Genomic DNA, 18,556 nt, shown 5'->3' on the forward strand with positions numbered 1-18,556 from the left:
GAGCTTCACGCACCGCTACTTGATGACGCGTAGCGAGGGTCGCCCCTTGCGTGCACCTTCCTTCTTCGTCTCCGATGAACCCGATTCGCCGGTATCGTCGGTGGCACTGTTGCCATCGATACCCTCGAGACTGGGCCGCTCGGACTCCTGTTCCGAATCGTCCACCCCCGCTGAGGTCGGCTCATAGCCCGGCATGACGGGCTCGTGGCCGAACACCATGCCCACCCCATTCTCTCGAGCATAGAGGGCAATCAATGCCTCGCTGGGAACGATGACCTGCATCGGCTGTCCGCCGAAGCGTGCATTGAAAGTGATCGACTCATTGGACATCGACAGGTCACGCACCGCCGAGGGAGAAATGTTCAACACGATCTGTCCGTTCTGAACGAACTGCCCCGGCACCTGAACATCGTCACGTTCGGCGTCGACTACGATGTAAGGCGTGTGGTCGTTATCCAGTAACCATTCGTACAGGGCACGAGCCAGATAGGGACGGCTGGAAAGCATGGTCTTGCCTCCCTTGAGCTGGGGCGGCAACCGCGCGATGGCTTGCGCACGACGCGGTCGTCGCGAGTGGATTCAGGTACGCATTTCGCGTTCGGCTTCCGACAGGGATGCCTTGAAGGCATCGCGCGCAAAAAGGCGCTCCATGTAGGTGATCAGCGGCTTGACCTGGCGCTCGGGCAGCTCGATGCCGAGAGCTGGCAGGCGCCAGAGGATCGGCGCAATACAGCAGTCGACCAGCGAGAACTCTTCGCTCATGAAGAAGGCCATATCTTCGAAGATCGGCGTGATGCCGACCAGACTCTCGCGCAATTCCTTACGGGCCTTGTCTGCCTCTTTGCCGTTGCTGAGGATAACTTCGACGAGCGGCGCCCACTCATGCTCGATCCGGTGCATCCACAACCGACTCTGCGCCCTGGCTACCGGGTAGACAGGCAGCAGGGGCGGATGCGGAAAACGTTCGTCGAGATACTCCATCATGACCTTGGATTCGTAGAGCACCAGGTCACGATCCAGCAGCGTAGGCACGCTGTTGTACGGGTTGAGATCCGCCAGCTCGTCGGGACGATTGCCCTCGCTGACGTCCACGATATCCACGGCAACGCCTTTTTCTGCCAACACGATCCGCACGCGGTGGCTGTAATGATCCTCACTGCCTGAATAGAAGGTCATCGACGACCGCTTGGCCACTACACCCATGTAACACTTCCTCGCATCAGTTCGGCCTACAATAATAACATGTCATCCGTCGCCACCGTGACGCGAATGTTGGTTTCCGAGCGATTCACCCCTAACAGACAAGGGCGCGCGATCCAACGATCGCACGCCCATGGGCTTGGTCCAGCGATTCCGGTCTAGTGCACGTCGCGCCAGTACTCACGCTTGAGCAGGTAAGCCACCACCCCGAAGATGAAAATGAAGATCAGCACTTTCGGCCCCAGCGACTGTGCCTGCAGCTTCGACGGCTCGCCGACATAGGCGAGGAAATTGGTCAGATCCCACACGGCCTGTTCGAACTCCTCGGGCTCCAGCGTGCCAGGCTCGGTGATTTGGAGTACGTGGCACGACTCATAGAGCCCCGTCAGCGGGTCGAGCTTGGCATCGGGAAGTGGCTTCTCGGTACGCCCGCAGACCATTTCCTGCGTGCCCTGCAACGGCTCGAGCACGTTGGGCATGCCGACATCGGGAAAGACCGCGTTGTTCACGCCCCAGGGGCGTTCCGGGTCGCGGTAGAAACTCTGCAGATAAGTATAGATCCAGTCGGTACCACGCAATCTCGCTTCCAGCGTGAGGTCCGGCGGCGCTGTACCGAACCAGGCCTCAGCCGCCTCGGCAGGCATGCCGATGCGCATCTGATCGTTGAACGCCAGGTCATCCGAAAAGATCAGGTTCTCCTCGACCAGTTCCTGGGGAATGGCCAGGTCTTCGGCCGCCCGGCTGAAGCGCTGGTACTGCAAGGAGTGGCACCCCATGCAATAGTTGACGTAGAGCTTCATGCCCCGCTGCAACGAAGGCTTGTCATGCAGATCGGGATTCATCTCCTCGAGGTGCACCGTCTCACCGCCCGCCCCCATCGCCATGAAAGGTACCAGCATAAGGAGCAGTGCAAACAATTGCTTTCTCATTAGCCTGTCACCCTTGTCGGAACGGTTCTGGTTTTCTCAAACCTGGTGTAGAACGGCATGAGCAGGAAATAGGCGAAATAGATCAGCGTGGCGATCTGGGCGATCAACGTGCGCGCTTCGGTCGAGGGCAGCACCCCGAGTACGCCCAGCACCACGAAGCTGATCGCGAATAGCAGCAACATCACTTTCGAGATCCAGCCCTTGTAGCGCATGGAGTTGACCGGGGAACGGTCCAGCCACGGCAACACGAAGAGAATGGCGATTGCGGCGCCCATCACGACCACGCCCCAGAACTTGGAGTCCAGACCGAACAGGTTGAACGTGATGGCGCGCAACATGGCGTAGAACGGCGTGAAATACCAGACCGGCGCGATGTGTTCGGGCGTCTTCAGCGGATCGGAGGGCTCGAAGTTCGGTTTCTCGAGGAAATAGCCGCCGCCTTCGGGGAAGTAGAACAGCACGACACAGAACACGAATAGAAATACCGCTACGCCGACGATATCCTTGACCGTGTAGTACGGATGGAATGGAATGCCGTCCAACGGCTTGCCGGCCTCGTCCTGCATGGTCTTGATATCGATGCCATCGGGGTTATTGGAACCAACCTCGTGCAAAGCAATCAAATGCAGTACGACCAATCCCAGGATGACGATCGGCAGGGCCACGACATGCAGGGCGAAGAAACGATTGAGGGTGATACCGGAGATCAGGAAATCGCCGCGTACCCATTGCGACAGGTCATCGCCGATGATCGGAATCGCCGAGAACAGCGAAATGATGACCTGCGCACCCCAGTAGGACATCTGCCCCCAGGGCAGCAAATATCCCATGAAGGCCTCGGCCATGAGCGCCAAGTAGATGCACATGCCGAAAATCCACACCAGCTCACGTGGCGCCTTGTAGGAACCGTACATCATGCCACGGAACATATGCAGGTAGACCACCACGAAGAAGGCGGAGGCGCCCGTGGAGTGCATGTAGCGCAGCAGCCAGCCATATTCCACGTCACGCATGATGTACTCGACGGAGGCGAATGCGCCCTCCGCGCTGGGGTTATAGCTCATGGTCAGCCAGATGCCGGTCACAATCTGATTGACCAGGACGAGCATGGCCAGCGAGCCGAAGAAGTACCATACGTTGAAATTCTTCGGGGCATAGTATTCGGCGAGGTGCTCTTTCCACATCTGGGTCGCAGGGAAACGATCGTCGACCCAGCGCATGAAGCCCTTTTCCGCCTTAGCGCGATTGGGATTGCCCATCAGCTTGCCTCCTCGTCTTCGCCAACCACCAGGACCGTGTCGCTTTCGTAGCGGTGTGGCGGAACCTCGAGGTTCAACGGTGCCGGCACCCCGGTAAACACCCGCCCTGCCAGGTCGAAGCGCGAGCCATGGCATGGACAGAAATAGCCGCCTGGCCAGTCGCCGCCGAGATCGGCTGCGCCGGGTTCCGGACGAAAGGTCGGCGAACAGCCGAGGTGCGTACAGATCCCCACCAGCACGGCGATTTCCGGCCTGATGGAACGCAGCGGGCCACTGGCATAGGGCGGCTGTTGTTCGGCTTGCGCCTGCGGGTCGCGCAAACGCTCGGGAGAAATATTACGGGTTTGCTCGATCATTTCCTCGGAACGTCGAACGATCCAGATGGGCTTGCCACGCCACTCGACCGTCATTTGCTGTCCCGTTTCCAGCTTGGAAATATCCGCACTTACCGGAGCCCCTGCCGCCAGTGCTTTTGCGCTAGGCTGCCACGAAGCCACAAAGGGGACCGCCACCCCGACAGCGCCTACCGCACCGACCACGGTAGTTGCGCCGACAAGGAAACGGCGCCGCCCTTTATTCACGCCGTTATCTGCCATTTTATGATTTCTCCCATCAACTCACCCGCCGCCCCGCGACGGGAGTAGCGCCTCGAAACGTACGGATACAAAGTGCCGCCATGTTATGAAATGCCTCTTGCCAAAACAAGCTGCCGCCCTTTTGACCAAGGCCTAACGGTAAACCTAAGCTGATGAAAAATAACAAAAAAAGCGCCCAGCCTGTGAGAGGCTGGGCGCTTTTGCCGCACTTGGCGCAGTCGCGTTTTAACGCTTGGAGAACTGCGGGCGACGACGTGCTTTGCGCAGACCGACTTTCTTACGCTCGACTTCACGAGCGTCACGAGTCACGTAGCCGGCGGCACGCAGCGGCTTGCGGAACTCTTCGTTGTAGTCGATCAGGGCACGGGTAATGCCATGACGAATGGCGCCAGCCTGTGCCGAGCCGCCACCGCCGGCCACGGTGACATAAACGTCGAACTGTTCGCCGGTCTGGGTCAGCTCCAGCGGCTGACGCACGACCATCTGTGCGGTAACGCGGCCAAAGTATTCGTTCAGCTCACGGCTGTTGACGGTAATCTTACCGGTGCCCGGCTTCAGGAAGACGCGAGCGGTAGAAGTCTTGCGACGCCCGGTACCATAATACTGCTGTGACATGGCGAAGTATCCCTCAGATGTTCAGTTCTTGCGGCTGCTGCGCAGCGTGCGGATGTTCGGCGCCAGCATAGACCTTGAGCTTGGCGTACATGGCGCGACCCAACGGTCCTTTCGGCAGCATACCCTTGACGGCCGACTCGATGATGCGCTCCGGCGCATGGTCGATCATCTTTTCGAAGGACAGGGAACGCAGCCCACCGGGGTAACCGGTGTGACGATAGTAATTCTTGGCCTGCGCTTTGTTGCCGGTCACGTGAACCTTCTCGGCATTGATTACGACGATATAGTCGCCGGTATCGACATGCGGAGTGTATTCGGGCTTGTGCTTGCCGCGCAGGCGGCGAGCGATTTCGGTAGCCAGACGGCCGAGCGTCTTGTCAGTCGCGTCGACGACGAACCAGTCGCGCTGGACGGACTGCGGCTTAGCACTGAACGTCTTCATGGATTCAATCACCAATTGATGCATTGGGCCCCGTACCGCCTAGTGCAGTGACGAAGGACCATCCCTATTTTTCTTGGTTGCCACCCAACACGGAGCGGCAACGGTCGAGCGAGCGCGCATTGTACATGAGCCACGCGCTCAGGTTAAGGGGAAATTCACCGGACACCGGCCCCGCTGGCCCCATGATTGCCTCAAGGCTTGTGAGGCAAGGCCAGATACTCGCGTGACTGCATCTCCTGCAGGCGTGACACCGTGCGCTCGAACTCGAAGGAGAGGTTGCCCTCGGTATAGAGCTGCTCGGCCGCGGTTTCCGCCGACATCAATAGCTTGACGGCGCGATCGTAGAATTCGTCGACCATGTTGATGAAGCGCCGGGCCTGGTCGTCGCTGCCCCGGCCCATCTGCGGCACATCGGACACCAGCACGGTATGAAATTCGCGCGCCAGCTCGATGTAGTCGTTCTGACTACGCGGGCCGTCACACAGCATGTCAAAGTCGAACCACACCACATCCTCGTGGACACGCCGAGAGGTCAGGATACGGCGATTGATCTCGATCTGCGCATCGCTCTCTCCCTCGACCCCGGCAATTTCCCGGAAGCTGCGCTCCAGTTGCACCGCGGCGTCTTCATCCAATGGGTAATGGAATATCTCTGCGCGCTCCAGTGCGCGAAGACGGTAATCGATTCCAGAGTCCACGTTGACCACTTCGCAATGACGCTTGACGAGATCGATGGCCGGCAGGAAGCGCGCCCGCTGCAGGCCGTCCTTGTAGAGATCGTCGGGAACGATATTGGATGTCGCCACCAGCACGACGCCTTTGCTGAACAACGCCTCGAGCAGATTGGCGAGAATCATCGCATCGGTAATGTCCTTGACGAAGAATTCGTCGAAACAGATCACCCTGGCCTCGCTGGCAAACTTGCCGGCGATCAGCGTCAAAGGATTCTTCTCGCCCTTGTAGTGCTCCAACTCGGTATGCACACGCTGCATGAAGCGATGGAAATGCGTGCGCATCTTGTCCGGAAACGGCAGCGATTCGTAAAAGGTATCCACCAGGTAGGTCTTGCCGCGTCCGACGCCTCCCCAGAAATACAACCCTGTCACTTCCGGCGTCACCGGCTCCTGCTCATCGGACGTCGACCTTTTGCCGAACAAACCGGCCATCTTCGACTTTAGCCCACGCTCCGCGGATGACGGCGCCAATTCGCGACGCGGCGTACTGACCAGGTCGTCGTAGAGCCGCTGCAGGTGCTTGACGGCCCGTTCCTGGGCCTCGTCATACTGGAAACCCTCACGCTTCAGGTCGGCCCGATAACGCTCAAGGGGAGGCAGACCGGTCGGCTTGGCGGCGGAGTTCGGCGGAGAAGTGGTAGTCGCGCACATGAGCGTCTTGCATACCTCGAACGGCTGTCGATGAACCGATCATTATACGCGGGCAAACGATGTCGCGCATGCCATAGACCCCGTCGCGTTGACCTGAGTTGGCTTATGCCCCATATAATGGACCGCCTGGAATGCGAACCGTAACCGACATGGCATGCAGGGGTAATGACAGCCTGGTTTTCCACGCTGCGGCTGGGCGTGAATAGAGGGGAGCGACGTGAACGAAAGCAACATCGACTGGATACTGGCCATTGCCTGCTTTCTCGCTGGCATTGGCATTGGCGCCTTGGGCTATCACCTTCTCAACGCCAACGTGGCACGAAACCAGAAAGTGCGCCAGCGCTTGGCGGAGACCGAGCTGGAACTCAACCAGGTGCGCGATGCGCTCAACGATCATTTTGCCAAGGCGACGGATCTCGTAGCGAACATTCAGCGCCAGAGCCAGGAGCTCGAACAACAGCTCAACCAAAGCGCCGACCGTCTGTGCGACGACCTGCAGCTCAAGCGACGCTTGAACGGCAACGCTTCGGACGAGCCGCCGATGGAGAGCGAAGAACCGTCGATGCCGCGTGATTACGCCGATGGCGGCCGCGGCACGCTGGCCGAGGATTTCGGCCTGCGCCAGGACGAGACGAAGGAGAAGGAGCAGACCCAACCGGTCCGTTACTGATCGGAAAGCGCTCGACCTGCTTGCGTCCGCAACGATTGGCATCGCCGCGGACGCAACACCTCAAAACGCATGATGGCTTCACGCGGGGTTGTCGATATCCACGAAGCAATGCTCGATGCCAAGCTCAGCGGCTAGCCATTCTCCCAACGCCTGGACGCCGTAACGCTCGGTCGCATGATGCCCCGCCGCGTAGTAGCTGATTCCCATTTCCCTGGCCAGATGCGTCGTACGCTCTGAAATCTCGCCCGAGATGAAGGCATCCGCCCCGGCTTCACAAGCCTGCATGATCATGTCCTGGGCACCCCCGGTACACCAGGCGATGCGCTCGATGGGACGGTCATGTCCTGCAATGATCGTGGGGTTGCGCTGCAAACGCTGCGCAAGGTGGCGCCCTAGCGCGGCGCCGTCCATGGGTGCGCGAGGCGTCCCCAGCCAGACCAGCCCAGTTCCCAGCTCACCGTCGGCGCACCCCTCGACAGCGAAGTCCAGCTCCGCCGCGAGCCTGGCATTGTTGCCCAGCGTCGCATGGGCATCCAGCGGCAGGTGGTAGGCAAGCAGATTGATATCGTGGGTCATTAGCGTACCGAGCCGTCGCCGCTTCATGCCGGTGATCGCCACCGGCTCGTTCTTCCAGAAATAGCCGTGATGCACCAGCACCAGATCGGCGCCCCAGGCAACGGCCTCGTCGAGCAGTGCCTGGCAGGCGGTCACCCCGGTCATTACCTTGCCGACGGATTCCTTGCCGGCGACCTGCAGACCGTTGAGGGTGTAGTCCTTGAAGGCATCGGCTTTCAACAGCTCATGGCAGGCGTCCACCAGGCGATCGCGGGATATCATGAGTCCTCCGGACAGTCGTTGGGCTGCGGTGATACAATGCCGGTCATTGTAACGCCTGGCCTCAGATCCATCGCCCCCTATCGACAAGGAACGCATTCATGCGTCGCTACCTGAAGCCGCTTTTCTGGCCCGTTCTCAGCGGCGTACTCGTGGCCGTGCTGCTGCTCAACCTGTTTCCTCAGTGGCTAAGCTCCTCACAACCGATCAGTCGGGTCGCCGATTACCTCCAGCACGAGACCAATGGCGAGTCGCACCCGACCCCCGACCTGCGCGAGGCCGCCCCCCTGTCACGCTCCAGCGGTCCGGTCAGCTATGCGGCCGCCGTAAACAAGGCGGCCCCGGCCGTGGTCAACGTCTACTCGTCGCGCGTCGTCGAACGCGAACAACACCCCTTGATGTCGGACCCCTTTTTCCGTCAATTCTTCGGCGAGGAAATGCCCAGGCGCCAGCGGATGCTTTCCAGCCTGGGTTCAGGAGTCATCGTCAGCGACGAGGGCTATGTCCTGACCAACCATCACGTCATCAATGGTGCAGACCAGATCCAGGTGGCCTTGCGCGATGGCCGCGAAACCCTTGCCGAAGTCATCGGCACCGACCCGGAAAGCGACTTGGCGGTACTCAAGATCGATCTCGACGCACTCCCCGCCATCGCACTCGGAAACTCGGAGAGCGTCGCGGTGGGCGATATCAGCTTGGCCATCGGCAACCCCTTCGGCGTGGGCCAGACCGTGACCATGGGCATCATCAGTGCCACCGGTCGCAACCATCTCGGCCTGTCCGCCTACGAAGATTTCATTCAGACCGACGCTGCGATCAACCCTGGCAATTCAGGCGGGGCATTGATCAATGCCGAAGGCGCTCTGGTCGGCATCAATACGGCAATCTTCTCGCGCTCGGGCGGATCGCAGGGTATCGGTTTCGCGATTCCCGTCAACCTGGCACGCGAGATTCTCGACGAACTCATAGCGCGTGGCCGCGTGGTACGCGGCTGGCTGGGGCTGGAAGTCCAGGAGATCACCTCGGGTCTGGCAGCCTCATTCGGACTCAATGCGGCCCAGGGCGTCATCGTATCCAACGTGGTGCAGAACGGCCCCGCCCAACAGGCGGGCTTGCGTCCGGGGGACGTTCTGCTGGCCATCGATGGCAAACCCATACTCGACCCACGCGTCGCCATGGCCGACATCGCCGAAATCGAGCCCGGGACACGTTTGCCGCTCAAGGTGGTACGCAACGGCGATACCCTCGAAATCGAGATCGTGGCCGGCGAACGCCCCCTTCCGTCGCCAACCTGAAATAACAAGGCCCATGCCGCCAATGGCGGCATGGGCCCGTAGCAGTCTAGCCTGGCAATCAATCGTTGCGGATGCGATTCTCTGCGGAACGGGCATGCGCAGTCAGCGACTCGCCGCGCGCCAGCACGGAGGCAGTACGTCCCAGGGTCGTCGCCCCAGCGGGCGAGCAATGGATGATCGACGAGCGTTTCTGGAAATCGTAGACCCCCAGAGGCGACGAGAAGCGTGCCGTGCCCGACGTCGGCAGGACATGGTTCGGCCCGGCACAGTAATCGCCCAGCACCTCGGCGGTATACCGTCCCATGAAGATCGCTCCCGCATGACGAATTCCTGGCAAGAGCGACTCGGGATCCTCGACGGAAAGCTCCAGATGTTCCGGTGCGATGCGGTTAGCCAGGGCGATGGCTTCCTCACGGTCAGCGCAGGCAATCAGTGCGCCACGCTTCTCGAGCGAGGCGCGAATGATCGGCTCACGCTCCATGGTCGGCAGCAGCCGTTCGATGGCCGACTCGACGGCGGAAATGTGCTCGGCATCCCAACTCACGAGGATCGCCTGGGCATCCTCGTCGTGCTCGGCCTGGGAGAAGAGATCCATGGCCAGCCACTCGGGGTCGGTACCGCCATCGGAAAGCACCAGGATCTCGGACGGCCCGGCGATCATATCGATACCCACCTGTCCGAAGACGGCACGCTTGGCAGTAGCCACATAAATGTTGCCCGGCCCGACGATCTTGTCGACTCGCGGCACGCTTTCGGTGCCGTAAGCCAGGGCCGCCACGGCCTGGGCACCACCGATGGTGAAGACATGGTCGACCCCGGCCAGATAGGCGGCGGCGAGAACCAGCTCGTTGAGTACGCCGTCGGGCGTGGGAACTACCATGACGATCTCGCGAACGCCGGCTACATGGGCAGGAATCGCATTCATCAATACCGATGAAGGATACGCTGCCTTGCCACCTGGGACATAGATGCCGGCGCGGTCGAGCGGCGTCACCTTCTGACCCAGCACCGTACCGTCGGCCTCTGTATATTGCCACGACTCGGGTTTCTGATGTTCGTGATAGACCCGGATACGCTCGGCCGCCACAGCCAATGCATCGCGCTGTTCTGCAGGCAGACCGTCATAGGCCTGACGCAACCGCGCGTTGCCCAGCGTCAATTCCGCCATGGAGCTGACGCAAAGACGATCGAAGCGGTTCGAGGCCTCGACCAACGCCGCATCCCCTCGCGTTCTGACGGCGTGCAGGAGCTCGTCCACCCGCTGCTGCACCTGGGTATCGGAAACCCCTTCCCAGGCCAACAAGGCCTCGAGCGAGGCATCGAACTCGGCATCGGCGGTGGATAGTCTGGCTACCGTGATCTGGCGTGCAGGTGTCTCGGCCATGGTGATGTGTCTCATCGTCTCGATCAGGAAGCGGCAATGTCGGCTCGGCGCGTGGCGACGGCATCGCGCAAGCGCTCGATCAGTGGCTTGAGCCGCTCGTGTTTCATGGTCATGGCGGCCTTGTTGACCACCAAGCGGGTACTGACGTCTTCGATCAGCTCGCGCGGTTCCATGCCATTGGCGCGCAAGGTATTGCCGGTATCGACGATATCGACGATCTCGTCAGCCAAGTTCATTAATGGCGCAAGCTCCATGGCACCGTAGAGCTTGATGACTTCTGCCTGGATTCCCTGTTCGGCATAGTAGCGACGCGCCACGTTGACGAACTTGGTCGCCACACGCCGACGGGCGTGTGCCGGCCTTGCCCCCACGATGCCGGCTGTCATCAGACGGCAGCGGGCAATCTCGAGGTCAAGCGGCTCGTAGAGACCTTCGGCGCCATGTTCGAGCAACACGTCCTTGCCGGCAATGCCGAGGTCGGCGGCGCCGAGTTGTACGTAAGTCGGCACATCGACGGCCCGAATCACTACCAGTTTCACGTCCTCGAGGTTGGTATCGAACAGGAGCTTGCGGCTCTTGTCCAAATCCTCGATAGGCTCGATGCCGGCATCGGCCAGCAGCGGCAGGGTTTCCTTCAGGATGCGACCCTTGGAGAGGGCCAGAATCAGTTGCTTGCTCATAGTAGGTCGCTAATTGATGACTAACGCGATGACGGCATCAACCCGGCACGCGGCGGATGCGAGCACCCAACAATTGCAGTTTTTCCTCGATGCACTCATAACCGCGATCGATATGGTAAATGCGGTCGACCATCGTCTCGCCCTCGGCCACCATCGCGGCGATCACCAGACTCGCCGACGCTCGCAAGTCAGTCGCCATGACCGGCGCGCCGGACAGCCGATTCACGCCTGTCACCAACGCCGTATTGCCCTCGAGCGCAATGTCGGCTCCCATGCGCTTGAGTTCCTGAACGTGCATGAAACGGTTCTCGAAGATCGTCTCCACCACACGCCCAGTCCCCTCGGCCACCGCATTCAAGGCCACGAATTGCGCTTGCATGTCGGTGGGGAACGCCGGGTACGGCGCCGTTCGCAGGTTTACCGCCTTGGGTCGGCGCCCCTGCATGTCGAGCTCGATCCAGCCTTCACCAGCGGTGACATACGCACCGGCTTCCTGCAGCTTGGCCAGCACGGCTTCGAGGATGTCGGCCCGGGTGTTGCGTACGCGCACACGCCCGCCCGTCGCCGCGGCAGCCACCAGGAACGTACCGGTCTCGATACGATCGGGCATGACGTCGTAGTAACAGCCATGCAGGCGTTTGACACCTTCGACGGTGATGGTATCGGTACCGTGGCCACGGATGTTGGCCCCCATGGCGATCAGGCATTCGGCCAGGTCGACCACCTCGGGTTCACGTGCCGCGTTCTCGAGTACGGTGGTTCCATCGGCCAGGGTCGCCGCCATCAGCAGATTTTCGGTCCCGGTCACGGTCACCGTATCGAAGATGATGGTCGCCCCCTTGAGGCGGCCATCGACACGCGCACGAATGTAGCCACCTTCGACATGGATCTGGGCACCCATGGCTTCGAGACCGCGAATATGCAGGTCGACCGGACGGGTGCCGATGGCGCAACCGCCCGGCAACGAGACATCGGCCGTGCCGAAATGCGCCAGCAACGGTCCCAGCACCAGGATCGAAGCGCGCATCTTCTTGACCAGGTCGTAAGGCGCATGACAGTCATGTACCTGGGAACCATCGAGCTGGATGGTCATTTTCTCGCCCATGACCGGCTCGACGCCCATGCGTCCCAGCAATTCCAGCGTGGTGGTGATGTCCTGAAGATGCGGCAGGTTACCGATCGTGACGGGTTCATCGGCCAGCAGCGTCGCGGCGAGGATTGGCAAGGCGGAATTCTTGGCCCCACTGGCCCAGACCTCGCCGTCGAGGGGGCCGTTGCCGGTGATGATCAGCTTGTCCATTGGATCCGTTGTGCTCAGGCCTGGGTATTTTCGGGCGCCTGCTGCCACTGCGCCGGGGTATAGGTCTTGATGCTGACTGCATGCAGTGCACCGCTGGCGATTTCCTCGGACAGCGCCGCATAGATCAGCTGCTGGCGCTTGACGGGACCAAGCCCCTGGAAAACATCGCCGACAGCGATGACCTGAAAATTGCAGCCCTCGCCCTGAATATGAAAATCGCAGCCCTCGATGCGGGATTCGAGCAGCGCCTTGACGTCATTGGGTTGCATGGGTTGCAGTGGCTCCTATTGATAGTCTGGTACGCAGCACCGGACAGATACCGGGATGCGCCCAAGAATGGCTCACGATGCGCCCATGGTAATGAAAAGCGCGGACGATGGCGATGCCGATGCCTCAAAGAGAGGTTTCGGCATGCACTTCGGGCAATAGCTGCTCGAGCCCGGCCATGGCGGTAAGACGGGACAACGGCGCAGACAGGCGAACCTCCACTACCGACAGTTGACGCCGATGGGCACAGCGCAGCCATTCGAGCATGACGCTCAACGCCGCACTACTGGCCTGATCGACGCCGCTCAGATCGAAAACGACCTCGCTCCCCTGGGGCTGCTGCATGAGCCACCCACAACCCTTCTCGGCAAGCGCGGCTGCCATGTCGAAACCGGCCTCGCCACTGGCGACCAGAACATTCGCGTTCACCTCGAGGCGTGCCGCGCCTTGCAACAGGCTGGTCATGCCCCGCGGCCCTGCTCCAGCTCCTCGGTGCCCACTTCAGGCGCCCAACCGCCGATGACCTTATCGTAATCGCGGTTGTTGTCGCGCATTGCCTGATCGAACTGATTGCGGAACGTCAGCCCGAGGTTGATGCCATTGACGATGACATTGACGACTTTCCATTGGCCATCGTCGCTCTGGCGCAGGCTGTAACTGACCGGATAGACCTGACCGTTCGTGGCAACGACCTCCATGTCTACGCTGGTCTGGCCCTCATAGCGCGATCCGGTGCCCTCCAATACGCGCAGATCGCGATAATCGAACGTCACCAGCCCTTTGGCGTAGGTATCGATCAGCGTTTGGCGAAACACCTCGGCAAAGCGTGAACGCTGCTCGGGCGTGGCATTGCGGAAATAGCGCCCCATCACACTGGCACCGATGTAGCGAAAGTCCGCCACTCCCTCGAGACTTTCGTCGACAAGTGTCTTGAGCTCATCGGGATGTTGGGCAAAGTAATCCCTGCGCCCCTCGATCTGCCCCATCAATTGATTGATGCTATCGCGAATCACCTGCTCGGGGGCCTGGGCCGATGCCTGTGTGGCAAACAACCCCAGGCACAGCGCCAGAAGGAGCACCGGGATACGCTTCGCAACGGCCATCCACTCGTTCATAAGAACTCCTGAAAAACGGTTCACTCTCTCACCATGTTGGACACGAACTGCTGAATCAGTTCTTCAAGCACCAATGCCTGCTGGGTATCCCGAATCGTATCGCCATCGACCAGGGTATCCGGGTCCCCTCCCACCGACAAACCGAGGTACTGTTCACCGAGCAGGCCCGAGGTCAGGATGGCGGCCGTGGTGTCGCGCGGCAACTGTCCCTCCAGATCGGCATCCAGCTTCAGCGTGACGCGTGCTTCGAACCACTCCCGATCCAGCTCGACATCGGCGACCTGGCCGACCTGCACACCTGCCAGCGTCACCTTAGACCGCGGTTTCAGGCCGCCAATGTTGGCGAAATCGGCGTACAGGGTGAAGGTATCCCCGCTGATTCCGCTACCCAGCCCGCTGACACGCAGCCCGAGAAACACCAGCCCCAGGATGCCTGCCAGCATGAACAGGCCGACCCCAAACTCCATCATCTTGCTGCGCTTCATCCAAGCTCTCCAAACATCAGCGTCGTCAGCACGAAATCCAGACCGAGTACGGCCAGCGAGGAATACACCACCGTGCGTGTGGTTGCGCGGGAAATCCCTTCGGACGTGGGAACCAGATCATAGCCCTGGAAGACCGCGATCCAGGTCACGACGAGGGCAAACACCAGGCTCTTGACCAAGCCGTTGCCGACATCGTCAAAGAATCCCACGCTGCCTTGCATCCCGCTCCAGTAGGCCCCTTCGAAGACACCCAGCCACTCCACGCCGACCAGGTAACCTCCCCAGATCCCCACCACGCTGAACCCCACCGTCAGCAGAGGCAGCGACACGAAGCCCGCCCACAGCCTGGGCGCAATTATCCGGCGCAACGGATCGACCCCGATCATCTCCATACTGGACAGCTGCTCGGTGGCCTTCATCAGGCCGATTTCGGCCGTCAATGCCGACCCCGCCCGCCCCGCGAACAATAACGCGGCGACCACCGGCGCCAACTCTCTAAGCAGCGACAGAGCAACCATCTGTCCCAGCGCCTCTTCGGCGCCGAAATCCACCAGGATGGTATAGCCCTGCAGGCTAAGCACCATGCCGATGAACACCCCCGAGACGAGGACGATCGCCAGTGACATGACACCCACGAAGTGCATCTGCCGTAGCCAAAGGTACCATCCCTCACGCGAGGGAATGCCGAGACTCGATTGCAGCAGGAACACCCCGGCCCGCCCAAGGGACCCGAGTAGCTCGAGCGTACCCCGTCCCAGTGCAGCGATGCGTTGCACCAAGCTCATGACCCTGTCCTCTCGGCCAGGATATCGCTGAAATAGTCTGGCGCCGGGTAATGGAAAGGCACCGGGCCATCCGGCTCGCCATGGATGAACTGGCTGACCCGGGGATCCCGGTCGACATCGAGCGATGCGGGGGTACCATGAGCCATGACCTGCCCATCCGATATCACATACACATAATCGGCGATCGACAGCGTCTCCTTGATGTCGTGGGAAACCACGATGGCGGTCAGTCCAAGGGCCTGATTGACCTTGCGGATCAATTGCACCAGCACCCCCATCGAAATGGGATCCTGACCGACAAAAGGCTCGTCATACAGGATAAGCTCGGGATCGAGCGCTACGGCCCGCGCCAACGCCACACGTCGCAGCATACCGCCTGACAGCTCGGCGGGCATCAAGTGTCGCGCACCGCGCAGACCGACCGCTTCGAGCTTCATCAACACCACGTCGCGAACCATCGCCTCGGGCAGATCGGTATGCACACGCAAGGGAAACGCGACATTTTCGAATACATCGAGATCGGAAAACAGCGCGCCACTTTGAAACAGCATGCCCATACGCCGGCGTAGCCGGAACAGCTCGCGCCGCGGCAGGCGATGCACGTCCTGTCCAGCGATACGCACACTCCCCGAGTCGGGAGCCAACTGGCCGCCGATCAGCTTGAGCAGCGTCGTCTTGCCGGTGCCGCTCGGCCCCATGATGGCCGTGATCTTGCCACGCGGCACGCGTAGATCGACGCCCTGGAATATTTCCTTCTCGCCACGTGAAAAGCGTACGCCTTCCAGCTCGACGAGCATCGCATCACTCATGCCCAGGATCCGTCATGAAAAATTATCGAACATCGTATCCTAACTGGACCTGACATCGCCACAATAGCGTACGGGTGCGGCTTGCATGCATCCCGTGCAATGCGTTTAATGGCGCCTCACCGATACCGATACGACTGGCGTGCAGGTGCTTCGGGCTACACACTGCGCCGGCCGCCTCCGTTTCGCTGTAGCCTTGAGGCCTAAGGGGCAACCATTTCGCCATGACAGTCAATGCCGACTTCGCTTTTCGCGCCAGCGCTCGACGCACCCTGGACCTGGAACAGCAGGCCGTCGCCGCGCTCGCAGCCAAGCTCTCCGAGGACTTCGATGATGCCTGCCGGCTGATGCTGGCATGCCAGGGGCGTGTCGTGGTCACCGGCATGGGCAAGTCGGGGCACATCGCTCGCAAGATCGCCGCCACCTTGGCAAGCACCGGCACCCCGGCGTTTTTCGTGCATCCCGGCGAAGCCAGTCACGGCGATCTCGGCATGATCACGCCCAGGGATGTCGTGCTCGCACTGTCCAATTCGGGCGAGACCAGTGAAGTCACCGCCCTACTCCCCCTATTGAAGCGCATGGGCACGCCGTTGGTGAGCATGACCGGACGCCCGGGCTCGACCCTGGCAAAACATGCCGAGGCGCATCTCGATGCTGGCGTGGCGCGTGAGGCATGCCCGCTGGATCTGGCCCCGACCTCGTCGACGACTGCCGCTCTGGCGCTCGGCGACGCGCTGGCCGTTGCCCTGCTCGAGGCGCGTGGATTCACCGCCGAAGAATTTGCCTTGTCGCATCCCGGCGGCAGTCTGGGACGACGCCTGTTGCTCAAGGTCGAGGATCTCATGCATGGCGGGGACCGCCTGCCCAGCGTCCCGCTCGGCAGTCCGTTGCGCGACGCACTGCTGGAGATCACTCGCCAAGGGTTAGGATTCACCTGTGTCGTCGACGATGCCAATCGGCTGGCAGGCGTCTATACCGATGGCGATCTGCGCCGCACCCTGGACCATTATAGTGACCTGCGCCGCCTGCGGGTCGATGACGTGATGACTCGCGGCGGCAAGCGGGTTCGTCCCGGCATGTTGGCCGCCGAGGCGGTGAAGATCATGGAGGACAATCGCATCACAGCCCTGGCGGTGGTCGATGACGACGATCATCCAGTCGGCGCATTGCATATGCACGATCTGCTTACCAGCGGTGTCATATGAGACACTTGACGGCCTAGCTACCGACAGGATTGCCCGCCTTCCCTCACAATGCCAGGCGACAACAGGTAAACTTTTGCGCCCCCAGCGAGTTTTGCCAGCGGCGCGGGAGCCTGCCACGCTCGTTGGGCCACCACGGATAGCCTATTAAGGAGAGCAAGCCATGGTACTCGACCCACGCCTTAACAGTCCCGGCCTGATCGAACGGGCGCGCCACATTCGCCTGCTCGTCCTGGATGTCGATGGCGTCATGACCGATGGTCAGCTCTATTTCCAGGCCGATGGTCAGGAACTCAAGGCCTTCAATACCCAAGACGGCCTTGGCATCAAGCTGCTGCAACGCTCCGGCGTCAAGGTAGCGATCATCACCGGGCGCGAGTCACCCATGGTCAGCCAGCGGGCGGCCGCCTTGGGTATCGAGCACGTCATCCAGGGCCGGGACGATAAGCTCGAGGTTCTGAAAGGCTTGCTGGCGCAACTCGGCATGGATTTTTTCCAAGTCGCCTATTGCGGTGACGATTTCCCCGACCTGCCATCCATCCGCCAGGTCGGACTCGGGATCAGCGTTCCCAACGCACCCACCTACATCCGTGAACATGCTGCATGGGTCACGACACGCCGCGGTGGCGATGGCGCCGTTCGTGAGGTCTGCGACGGCTTGCTACAGATGCAAGGACACTGGGCCTCCGTTCTTGATACCTTCCTGTACGGGCAGCACTGACCATGGCTTGGCGACTGCGTAAACCTTCCGCCAGAGTGTGGCTGGTCCTGCTGTTGCTTGCTCTCGGTGGGGTACTCGCCATCATCGAGCAACGTGACGTCTCCCTGCCGGGACCGGTCCCGCATGACGCCGCGGGCGAACCGGACTTTTACCTGGAAGGGGCACGCATGACGCGTTTCGATGCCCGGGGACAAGCTTATCAACGCCTGGACACCCCGCGCCTCGTGCATACCCCCGTAGATGATGTAACGCGCGCCGAGTCCCCACGTATCCGGATCTTCGACGAGGAGGGCCGGATCTGGTTCGCACGCGGCGAAACGGGCACCTTGGGCGCTGGCGGCAACCCTTTGACCCTGCGCGGCGACGCCCAACTGGAAGCGCCCGATGAGGGCTGGCGACTCAACACCGAGACGTTGGTCTACGACAATGTCACCAGCCATGCCTGGAGCGAAAGCGAGGCGCTGTTGCGCCAATACGAACAGCGGGTGCGCGGTGAACGCTTCGATGCCTGGATCGACGAAGGCCGCATGCGCCTGACCGACAACGTACGCGGCTTTCACCCCCCGATAAACGAGGAATGAGGATC

Annotated in this window: 23 protein-coding genes; 5 read left to right on the plus strand and 18 right to left on the minus strand. The window is 61.0% G+C overall.

What is annotated here, in order from left to right; translation table 11 throughout:
* Positions 1 to 15: 15 nt before the first annotated feature.
* The 8 genes from MHM84_RS04180 to zapE all read right to left on the minus strand — a co-directional run bounded on the left by MHM84_RS04180 (position 16) and on the right by zapE (position 6,426).
* Positions 16 to 507, minus strand: coding sequence for a ClpXP protease specificity-enhancing factor (locus tag MHM84_RS04180; RefSeq protein WP_239262779.1), 492 nt, complete (start codon positions 505 to 507; stop codon positions 16 to 18).
* A gap of 72 nt (positions 508 to 579) precedes the next feature.
* Positions 580 to 1,203, minus strand: coding sequence for a stringent starvation protein SspA (sspA, locus tag MHM84_RS04185; RefSeq protein WP_239262782.1), 624 nt, complete (start codon positions 1,201 to 1,203; stop codon positions 580 to 582).
* 155 nt (positions 1,204 to 1,358) lie between these two features.
* Positions 1,359 to 2,129 (minus strand): cytochrome c1, encoded by a 771-nt coding sequence (locus tag MHM84_RS04190; protein WP_239262784.1) that lies wholly within the window; start codon positions 2,127 to 2,129, stop codon positions 1,359 to 1,361.
* Positions 2,129 to 3,388: a cytochrome bc complex cytochrome b subunit gene (locus tag MHM84_RS04195; RefSeq protein ID WP_239262786.1), complete on the minus strand. Its 1,260-nt coding sequence runs from the start codon at positions 3,386 to 3,388 to the stop codon at positions 2,129 to 2,131. The genes MHM84_RS04190 and MHM84_RS04195 overlap by 1 nt, the downstream gene beginning before the upstream one ends.
* On the minus strand, positions 3,388 to 3,984 hold the full coding sequence (petA, locus tag MHM84_RS04200; protein ID WP_239262788.1) for a ubiquinol-cytochrome c reductase iron-sulfur subunit: 597 nt from the start codon (positions 3,982 to 3,984) through the stop codon (positions 3,388 to 3,390). Before petA ends, MHM84_RS04195 begins: the two co-directional genes overlap by 1 nt.
* A gap of 225 nt (positions 3,985 to 4,209) precedes the next feature.
* Entirely contained in the window at positions 4,210 to 4,599 is a 390-nt protein-coding gene (gene rpsI, locus MHM84_RS04205; RefSeq protein ID WP_239262790.1) for a 30S ribosomal protein S9, read from the minus strand.
* Positions 4,600 to 4,612: 13 nt separating this feature from the next.
* Positions 4,613 to 5,041, minus strand: a complete 429-nt coding sequence (rplM, locus tag MHM84_RS04210) for a 50S ribosomal protein L13 (protein ID WP_239262792.1) — start codon at positions 5,039 to 5,041, stop codon at positions 4,613 to 4,615.
* Between the two features lie 191 nt (positions 5,042 to 5,232).
* The gene (zapE, locus tag MHM84_RS04215) at positions 5,233 to 6,426 is read right to left on the minus strand and encodes a cell division protein ZapE (RefSeq protein WP_239262794.1); all 1,194 of its coding nucleotides are present in this window, start codon (positions 6,424 to 6,426) and stop codon (positions 5,233 to 5,235) included.
* Between the two features lie 217 nt (positions 6,427 to 6,643).
* Between zapE and MHM84_RS04220 the strand changes: the two genes are divergently transcribed.
* Positions 6,644 to 7,096 carry a DUF1043 family protein gene (locus MHM84_RS04220; RefSeq protein WP_239262796.1) on the plus strand — a complete coding sequence of 151 codons (453 nt, stop codon included), beginning with the start codon at positions 6,644 to 6,646 and terminating at the stop codon, positions 7,094 to 7,096.
* A gap of 78 nt (positions 7,097 to 7,174) precedes the next feature.
* On the opposite strand, the gene MHM84_RS04225 is transcribed toward MHM84_RS04220, so the two are convergent.
* Positions 7,175 to 7,933 carry a Nif3-like dinuclear metal center hexameric protein gene (locus MHM84_RS04225; protein ID WP_239262798.1) on the minus strand — a complete coding sequence of 253 codons (759 nt, stop codon included), beginning with the start codon at positions 7,931 to 7,933 and terminating at the stop codon, positions 7,175 to 7,177.
* A gap of 98 nt (positions 7,934 to 8,031) precedes the next feature.
* Between MHM84_RS04225 and MHM84_RS04230 the strand changes: the two genes are divergently transcribed.
* Positions 8,032 to 9,225 (plus strand): Do family serine endopeptidase, encoded by a 1,194-nt coding sequence (locus MHM84_RS04230; RefSeq protein WP_239262800.1) that lies wholly within the window; start codon positions 8,032 to 8,034, stop codon positions 9,223 to 9,225.
* A 58-nt stretch (positions 9,226 to 9,283) separates the two neighbouring features.
* Here the strand turns inward: MHM84_RS04230 and hisD are convergent, their stop codons facing one another.
* From hisD to MHM84_RS04275, 9 genes are all read right to left on the minus strand, one after another.
* Positions 9,284 to 10,609 carry a histidinol dehydrogenase gene (gene hisD / locus MHM84_RS04235; protein WP_239262803.1) on the minus strand — a complete coding sequence of 442 codons (1,326 nt, stop codon included), beginning with the start codon at positions 10,607 to 10,609 and terminating at the stop codon, positions 9,284 to 9,286.
* Between the two features lie 23 nt (positions 10,610 to 10,632).
* A complete protein-coding gene (hisG, locus tag MHM84_RS04240) occupies positions 10,633 to 11,289 on the minus strand; it encodes an ATP phosphoribosyltransferase (RefSeq protein ID WP_239262806.1) in 657 nt (218 codons plus the stop codon).
* A gap of 37 nt (positions 11,290 to 11,326) precedes the next feature.
* Entirely contained in the window at positions 11,327 to 12,589 is a 1,263-nt protein-coding gene (gene murA, locus MHM84_RS04245; protein WP_239262808.1) for a UDP-N-acetylglucosamine 1-carboxyvinyltransferase, read from the minus strand.
* 14 nt (positions 12,590 to 12,603) lie between these two features.
* Entirely contained in the window at positions 12,604 to 12,858 is a 255-nt protein-coding gene (locus MHM84_RS04250; RefSeq protein ID WP_239262810.1) for a BolA family protein, read from the minus strand.
* Positions 12,859 to 12,982: 124 nt separating this feature from the next.
* Positions 12,983 to 13,321 (minus strand): STAS domain-containing protein, encoded by a 339-nt coding sequence (locus MHM84_RS04255; protein ID WP_239262812.1) that lies wholly within the window; start codon positions 13,319 to 13,321, stop codon positions 12,983 to 12,985.
* A complete protein-coding gene (locus MHM84_RS04260; RefSeq protein ID WP_239262814.1) occupies positions 13,318 to 13,971 on the minus strand; it encodes an ABC transporter substrate-binding protein in 654 nt (217 codons plus the stop codon). Before MHM84_RS04260 ends, MHM84_RS04255 begins: the two co-directional genes overlap by 4 nt.
* A gap of 20 nt (positions 13,972 to 13,991) precedes the next feature.
* Positions 13,992 to 14,456 carry an outer membrane lipid asymmetry maintenance protein MlaD gene (gene mlaD, locus MHM84_RS04265; RefSeq protein ID WP_239262816.1) on the minus strand — a complete coding sequence of 155 codons (465 nt, stop codon included), beginning with the start codon at positions 14,454 to 14,456 and terminating at the stop codon, positions 13,992 to 13,994.
* Positions 14,453 to 15,241, minus strand: coding sequence for a lipid asymmetry maintenance ABC transporter permease subunit MlaE (gene mlaE / locus MHM84_RS04270; protein WP_239262818.1), 789 nt, complete (start codon positions 15,239 to 15,241; stop codon positions 14,453 to 14,455). The genes mlaD and mlaE overlap by 4 nt, the downstream gene beginning before the upstream one ends.
* Positions 15,238 to 16,050, minus strand: coding sequence for an ATP-binding cassette domain-containing protein (locus MHM84_RS04275; protein WP_239262820.1), 813 nt, complete (start codon positions 16,048 to 16,050; stop codon positions 15,238 to 15,240). Before MHM84_RS04275 ends, mlaE begins: the two co-directional genes overlap by 4 nt.
* A 221-nt stretch (positions 16,051 to 16,271) precedes the next feature.
* Between MHM84_RS04275 and MHM84_RS04280 the strand changes: the two genes are divergently transcribed.
* The 3 genes from MHM84_RS04280 to lptC all read left to right on the plus strand — a co-directional run bounded on the left by MHM84_RS04280 (position 16,272) and on the right by lptC (position 18,551).
* The gene (locus MHM84_RS04280) at positions 16,272 to 17,252 is read left to right on the plus strand and encodes a KpsF/GutQ family sugar-phosphate isomerase (RefSeq protein WP_239262822.1); all 981 of its coding nucleotides are present in this window, start codon (positions 16,272 to 16,274) and stop codon (positions 17,250 to 17,252) included.
* A 160-nt stretch (positions 17,253 to 17,412) separates the two neighbouring features.
* Positions 17,413 to 17,970, plus strand: coding sequence for an HAD family hydrolase (locus MHM84_RS04285; protein ID WP_239262825.1), 558 nt, complete (start codon positions 17,413 to 17,415; stop codon positions 17,968 to 17,970).
* A 2-nt stretch (positions 17,971 to 17,972) separates the two neighbouring features.
* Positions 17,973 to 18,551, plus strand: coding sequence for an LPS export ABC transporter periplasmic protein LptC (gene lptC / locus MHM84_RS04290; RefSeq protein ID WP_239262828.1), 579 nt, complete (start codon positions 17,973 to 17,975; stop codon positions 18,549 to 18,551).
* Positions 18,552 to 18,556 lie beyond the last annotated feature (5 nt).

Origin of the sequence: Halomonas sp. McH1-25 (assembly GCF_022348165.1) — a bacterium.
In the GTDB taxonomy this organism is placed as follows: Bacteria; Pseudomonadota; Gammaproteobacteria; order Pseudomonadales; family Halomonadaceae; genus Modicisalibacter.

What these genes read in the sequence shown, in the direction of transcription:
- MHM84_RS04180 (WP_239262779.1), bottom strand. Translation starts at nt 507, where the DNA reads ATGCTTTCCAGCCGTCCCTATCTGGCTCGTGCCCTGTACGAATGGTTA.
- sspA (WP_239262782.1), bottom strand. Translation starts at nt 1,203, where the DNA reads ATGGGTGTAGTGGCCAAGCGGTCGTCGATGACCTTCTATTCAGGCAGT.
- MHM84_RS04190 (WP_239262784.1), bottom strand. Translation starts at nt 2,129, where the DNA reads ATGAGAAAGCAATTGTTTGCACTGCTCCTTATGCTGGTACCTTTCATG.
- MHM84_RS04195 (WP_239262786.1), bottom strand. Translation starts at nt 3,388, where the DNA reads ATGGGCAATCCCAATCGCGCTAAGGCGGAAAAGGGCTTCATGCGCTGG.
- petA (WP_239262788.1), bottom strand. Translation starts at nt 3,984, where the DNA reads ATGGCAGATAACGGCGTGAATAAAGGGCGGCGCCGTTTCCTTGTCGGC.
- rpsI (WP_239262790.1), bottom strand. Translation starts at nt 4,599, where the DNA reads ATGTCACAGCAGTATTATGGTACCGGGCGTCGCAAGACTTCTACCGCT.
- rplM (WP_239262792.1), bottom strand. Translation starts at nt 5,041, where the DNA reads ATGAAGACGTTCAGTGCTAAGCCGCAGTCCGTCCAGCGCGACTGGTTC.
- zapE (WP_239262794.1), bottom strand. Translation starts at nt 6,426, where the DNA reads ATGTGCGCGACTACCACTTCTCCGCCGAACTCCGCCGCCAAGCCGACC.
- MHM84_RS04225 (WP_239262798.1), bottom strand. Translation starts at nt 7,933, where the DNA reads ATGATATCCCGCGATCGCCTGGTGGACGCCTGCCATGAGCTGTTGAAA.
- MHM84_RS04230 (WP_239262800.1), top strand. Translation starts at nt 8,032, where the DNA reads ATGCGTCGCTACCTGAAGCCGCTTTTCTGGCCCGTTCTCAGCGGCGTA.
- hisD (WP_239262803.1), bottom strand. Translation starts at nt 10,609, where the DNA reads ATGGCCGAGACACCTGCACGCCAGATCACGGTAGCCAGACTATCCACC.
- hisG (WP_239262806.1), bottom strand. Translation starts at nt 11,289, where the DNA reads ATGAGCAAGCAACTGATTCTGGCCCTCTCCAAGGGTCGCATCCTGAAG.
- murA (WP_239262808.1), bottom strand. Translation starts at nt 12,589, where the DNA reads ATGGACAAGCTGATCATCACCGGCAACGGCCCCCTCGACGGCGAGGTC.
- MHM84_RS04250 (WP_239262810.1), bottom strand. Translation starts at nt 12,858, where the DNA reads ATGCAACCCAATGACGTCAAGGCGCTGCTCGAATCCCGCATCGAGGGC.
- MHM84_RS04255 (WP_239262812.1), bottom strand. Translation starts at nt 13,321, where the DNA reads ATGACCAGCCTGTTGCAAGGCGCGGCACGCCTCGAGGTGAACGCGAAT.
- MHM84_RS04260 (WP_239262814.1), bottom strand. Translation starts at nt 13,971, where the DNA reads ATGAACGAGTGGATGGCCGTTGCGAAGCGTATCCCGGTGCTCCTTCTG.
- mlaD (WP_239262816.1), bottom strand. Translation starts at nt 14,456, where the DNA reads ATGAAGCGCAGCAAGATGATGGAGTTTGGGGTCGGCCTGTTCATGCTG.
- mlaE (WP_239262818.1), bottom strand. Translation starts at nt 15,241, where the DNA reads ATGAGCTTGGTGCAACGCATCGCTGCACTGGGACGGGGTACGCTCGAG.
- MHM84_RS04275 (WP_239262820.1), bottom strand. Translation starts at nt 16,050, where the DNA reads ATGAGTGATGCGATGCTCGTCGAGCTGGAAGGCGTACGCTTTTCACGT.
- MHM84_RS04280 (WP_239262822.1), top strand. Translation starts at nt 16,272, where the DNA reads ATGACAGTCAATGCCGACTTCGCTTTTCGCGCCAGCGCTCGACGCACC.
- MHM84_RS04285 (WP_239262825.1), top strand. Translation starts at nt 17,413, where the DNA reads ATGGTACTCGACCCACGCCTTAACAGTCCCGGCCTGATCGAACGGGCG.
- lptC (WP_239262828.1), top strand. Translation starts at nt 17,973, where the DNA reads ATGGCTTGGCGACTGCGTAAACCTTCCGCCAGAGTGTGGCTGGTCCTG.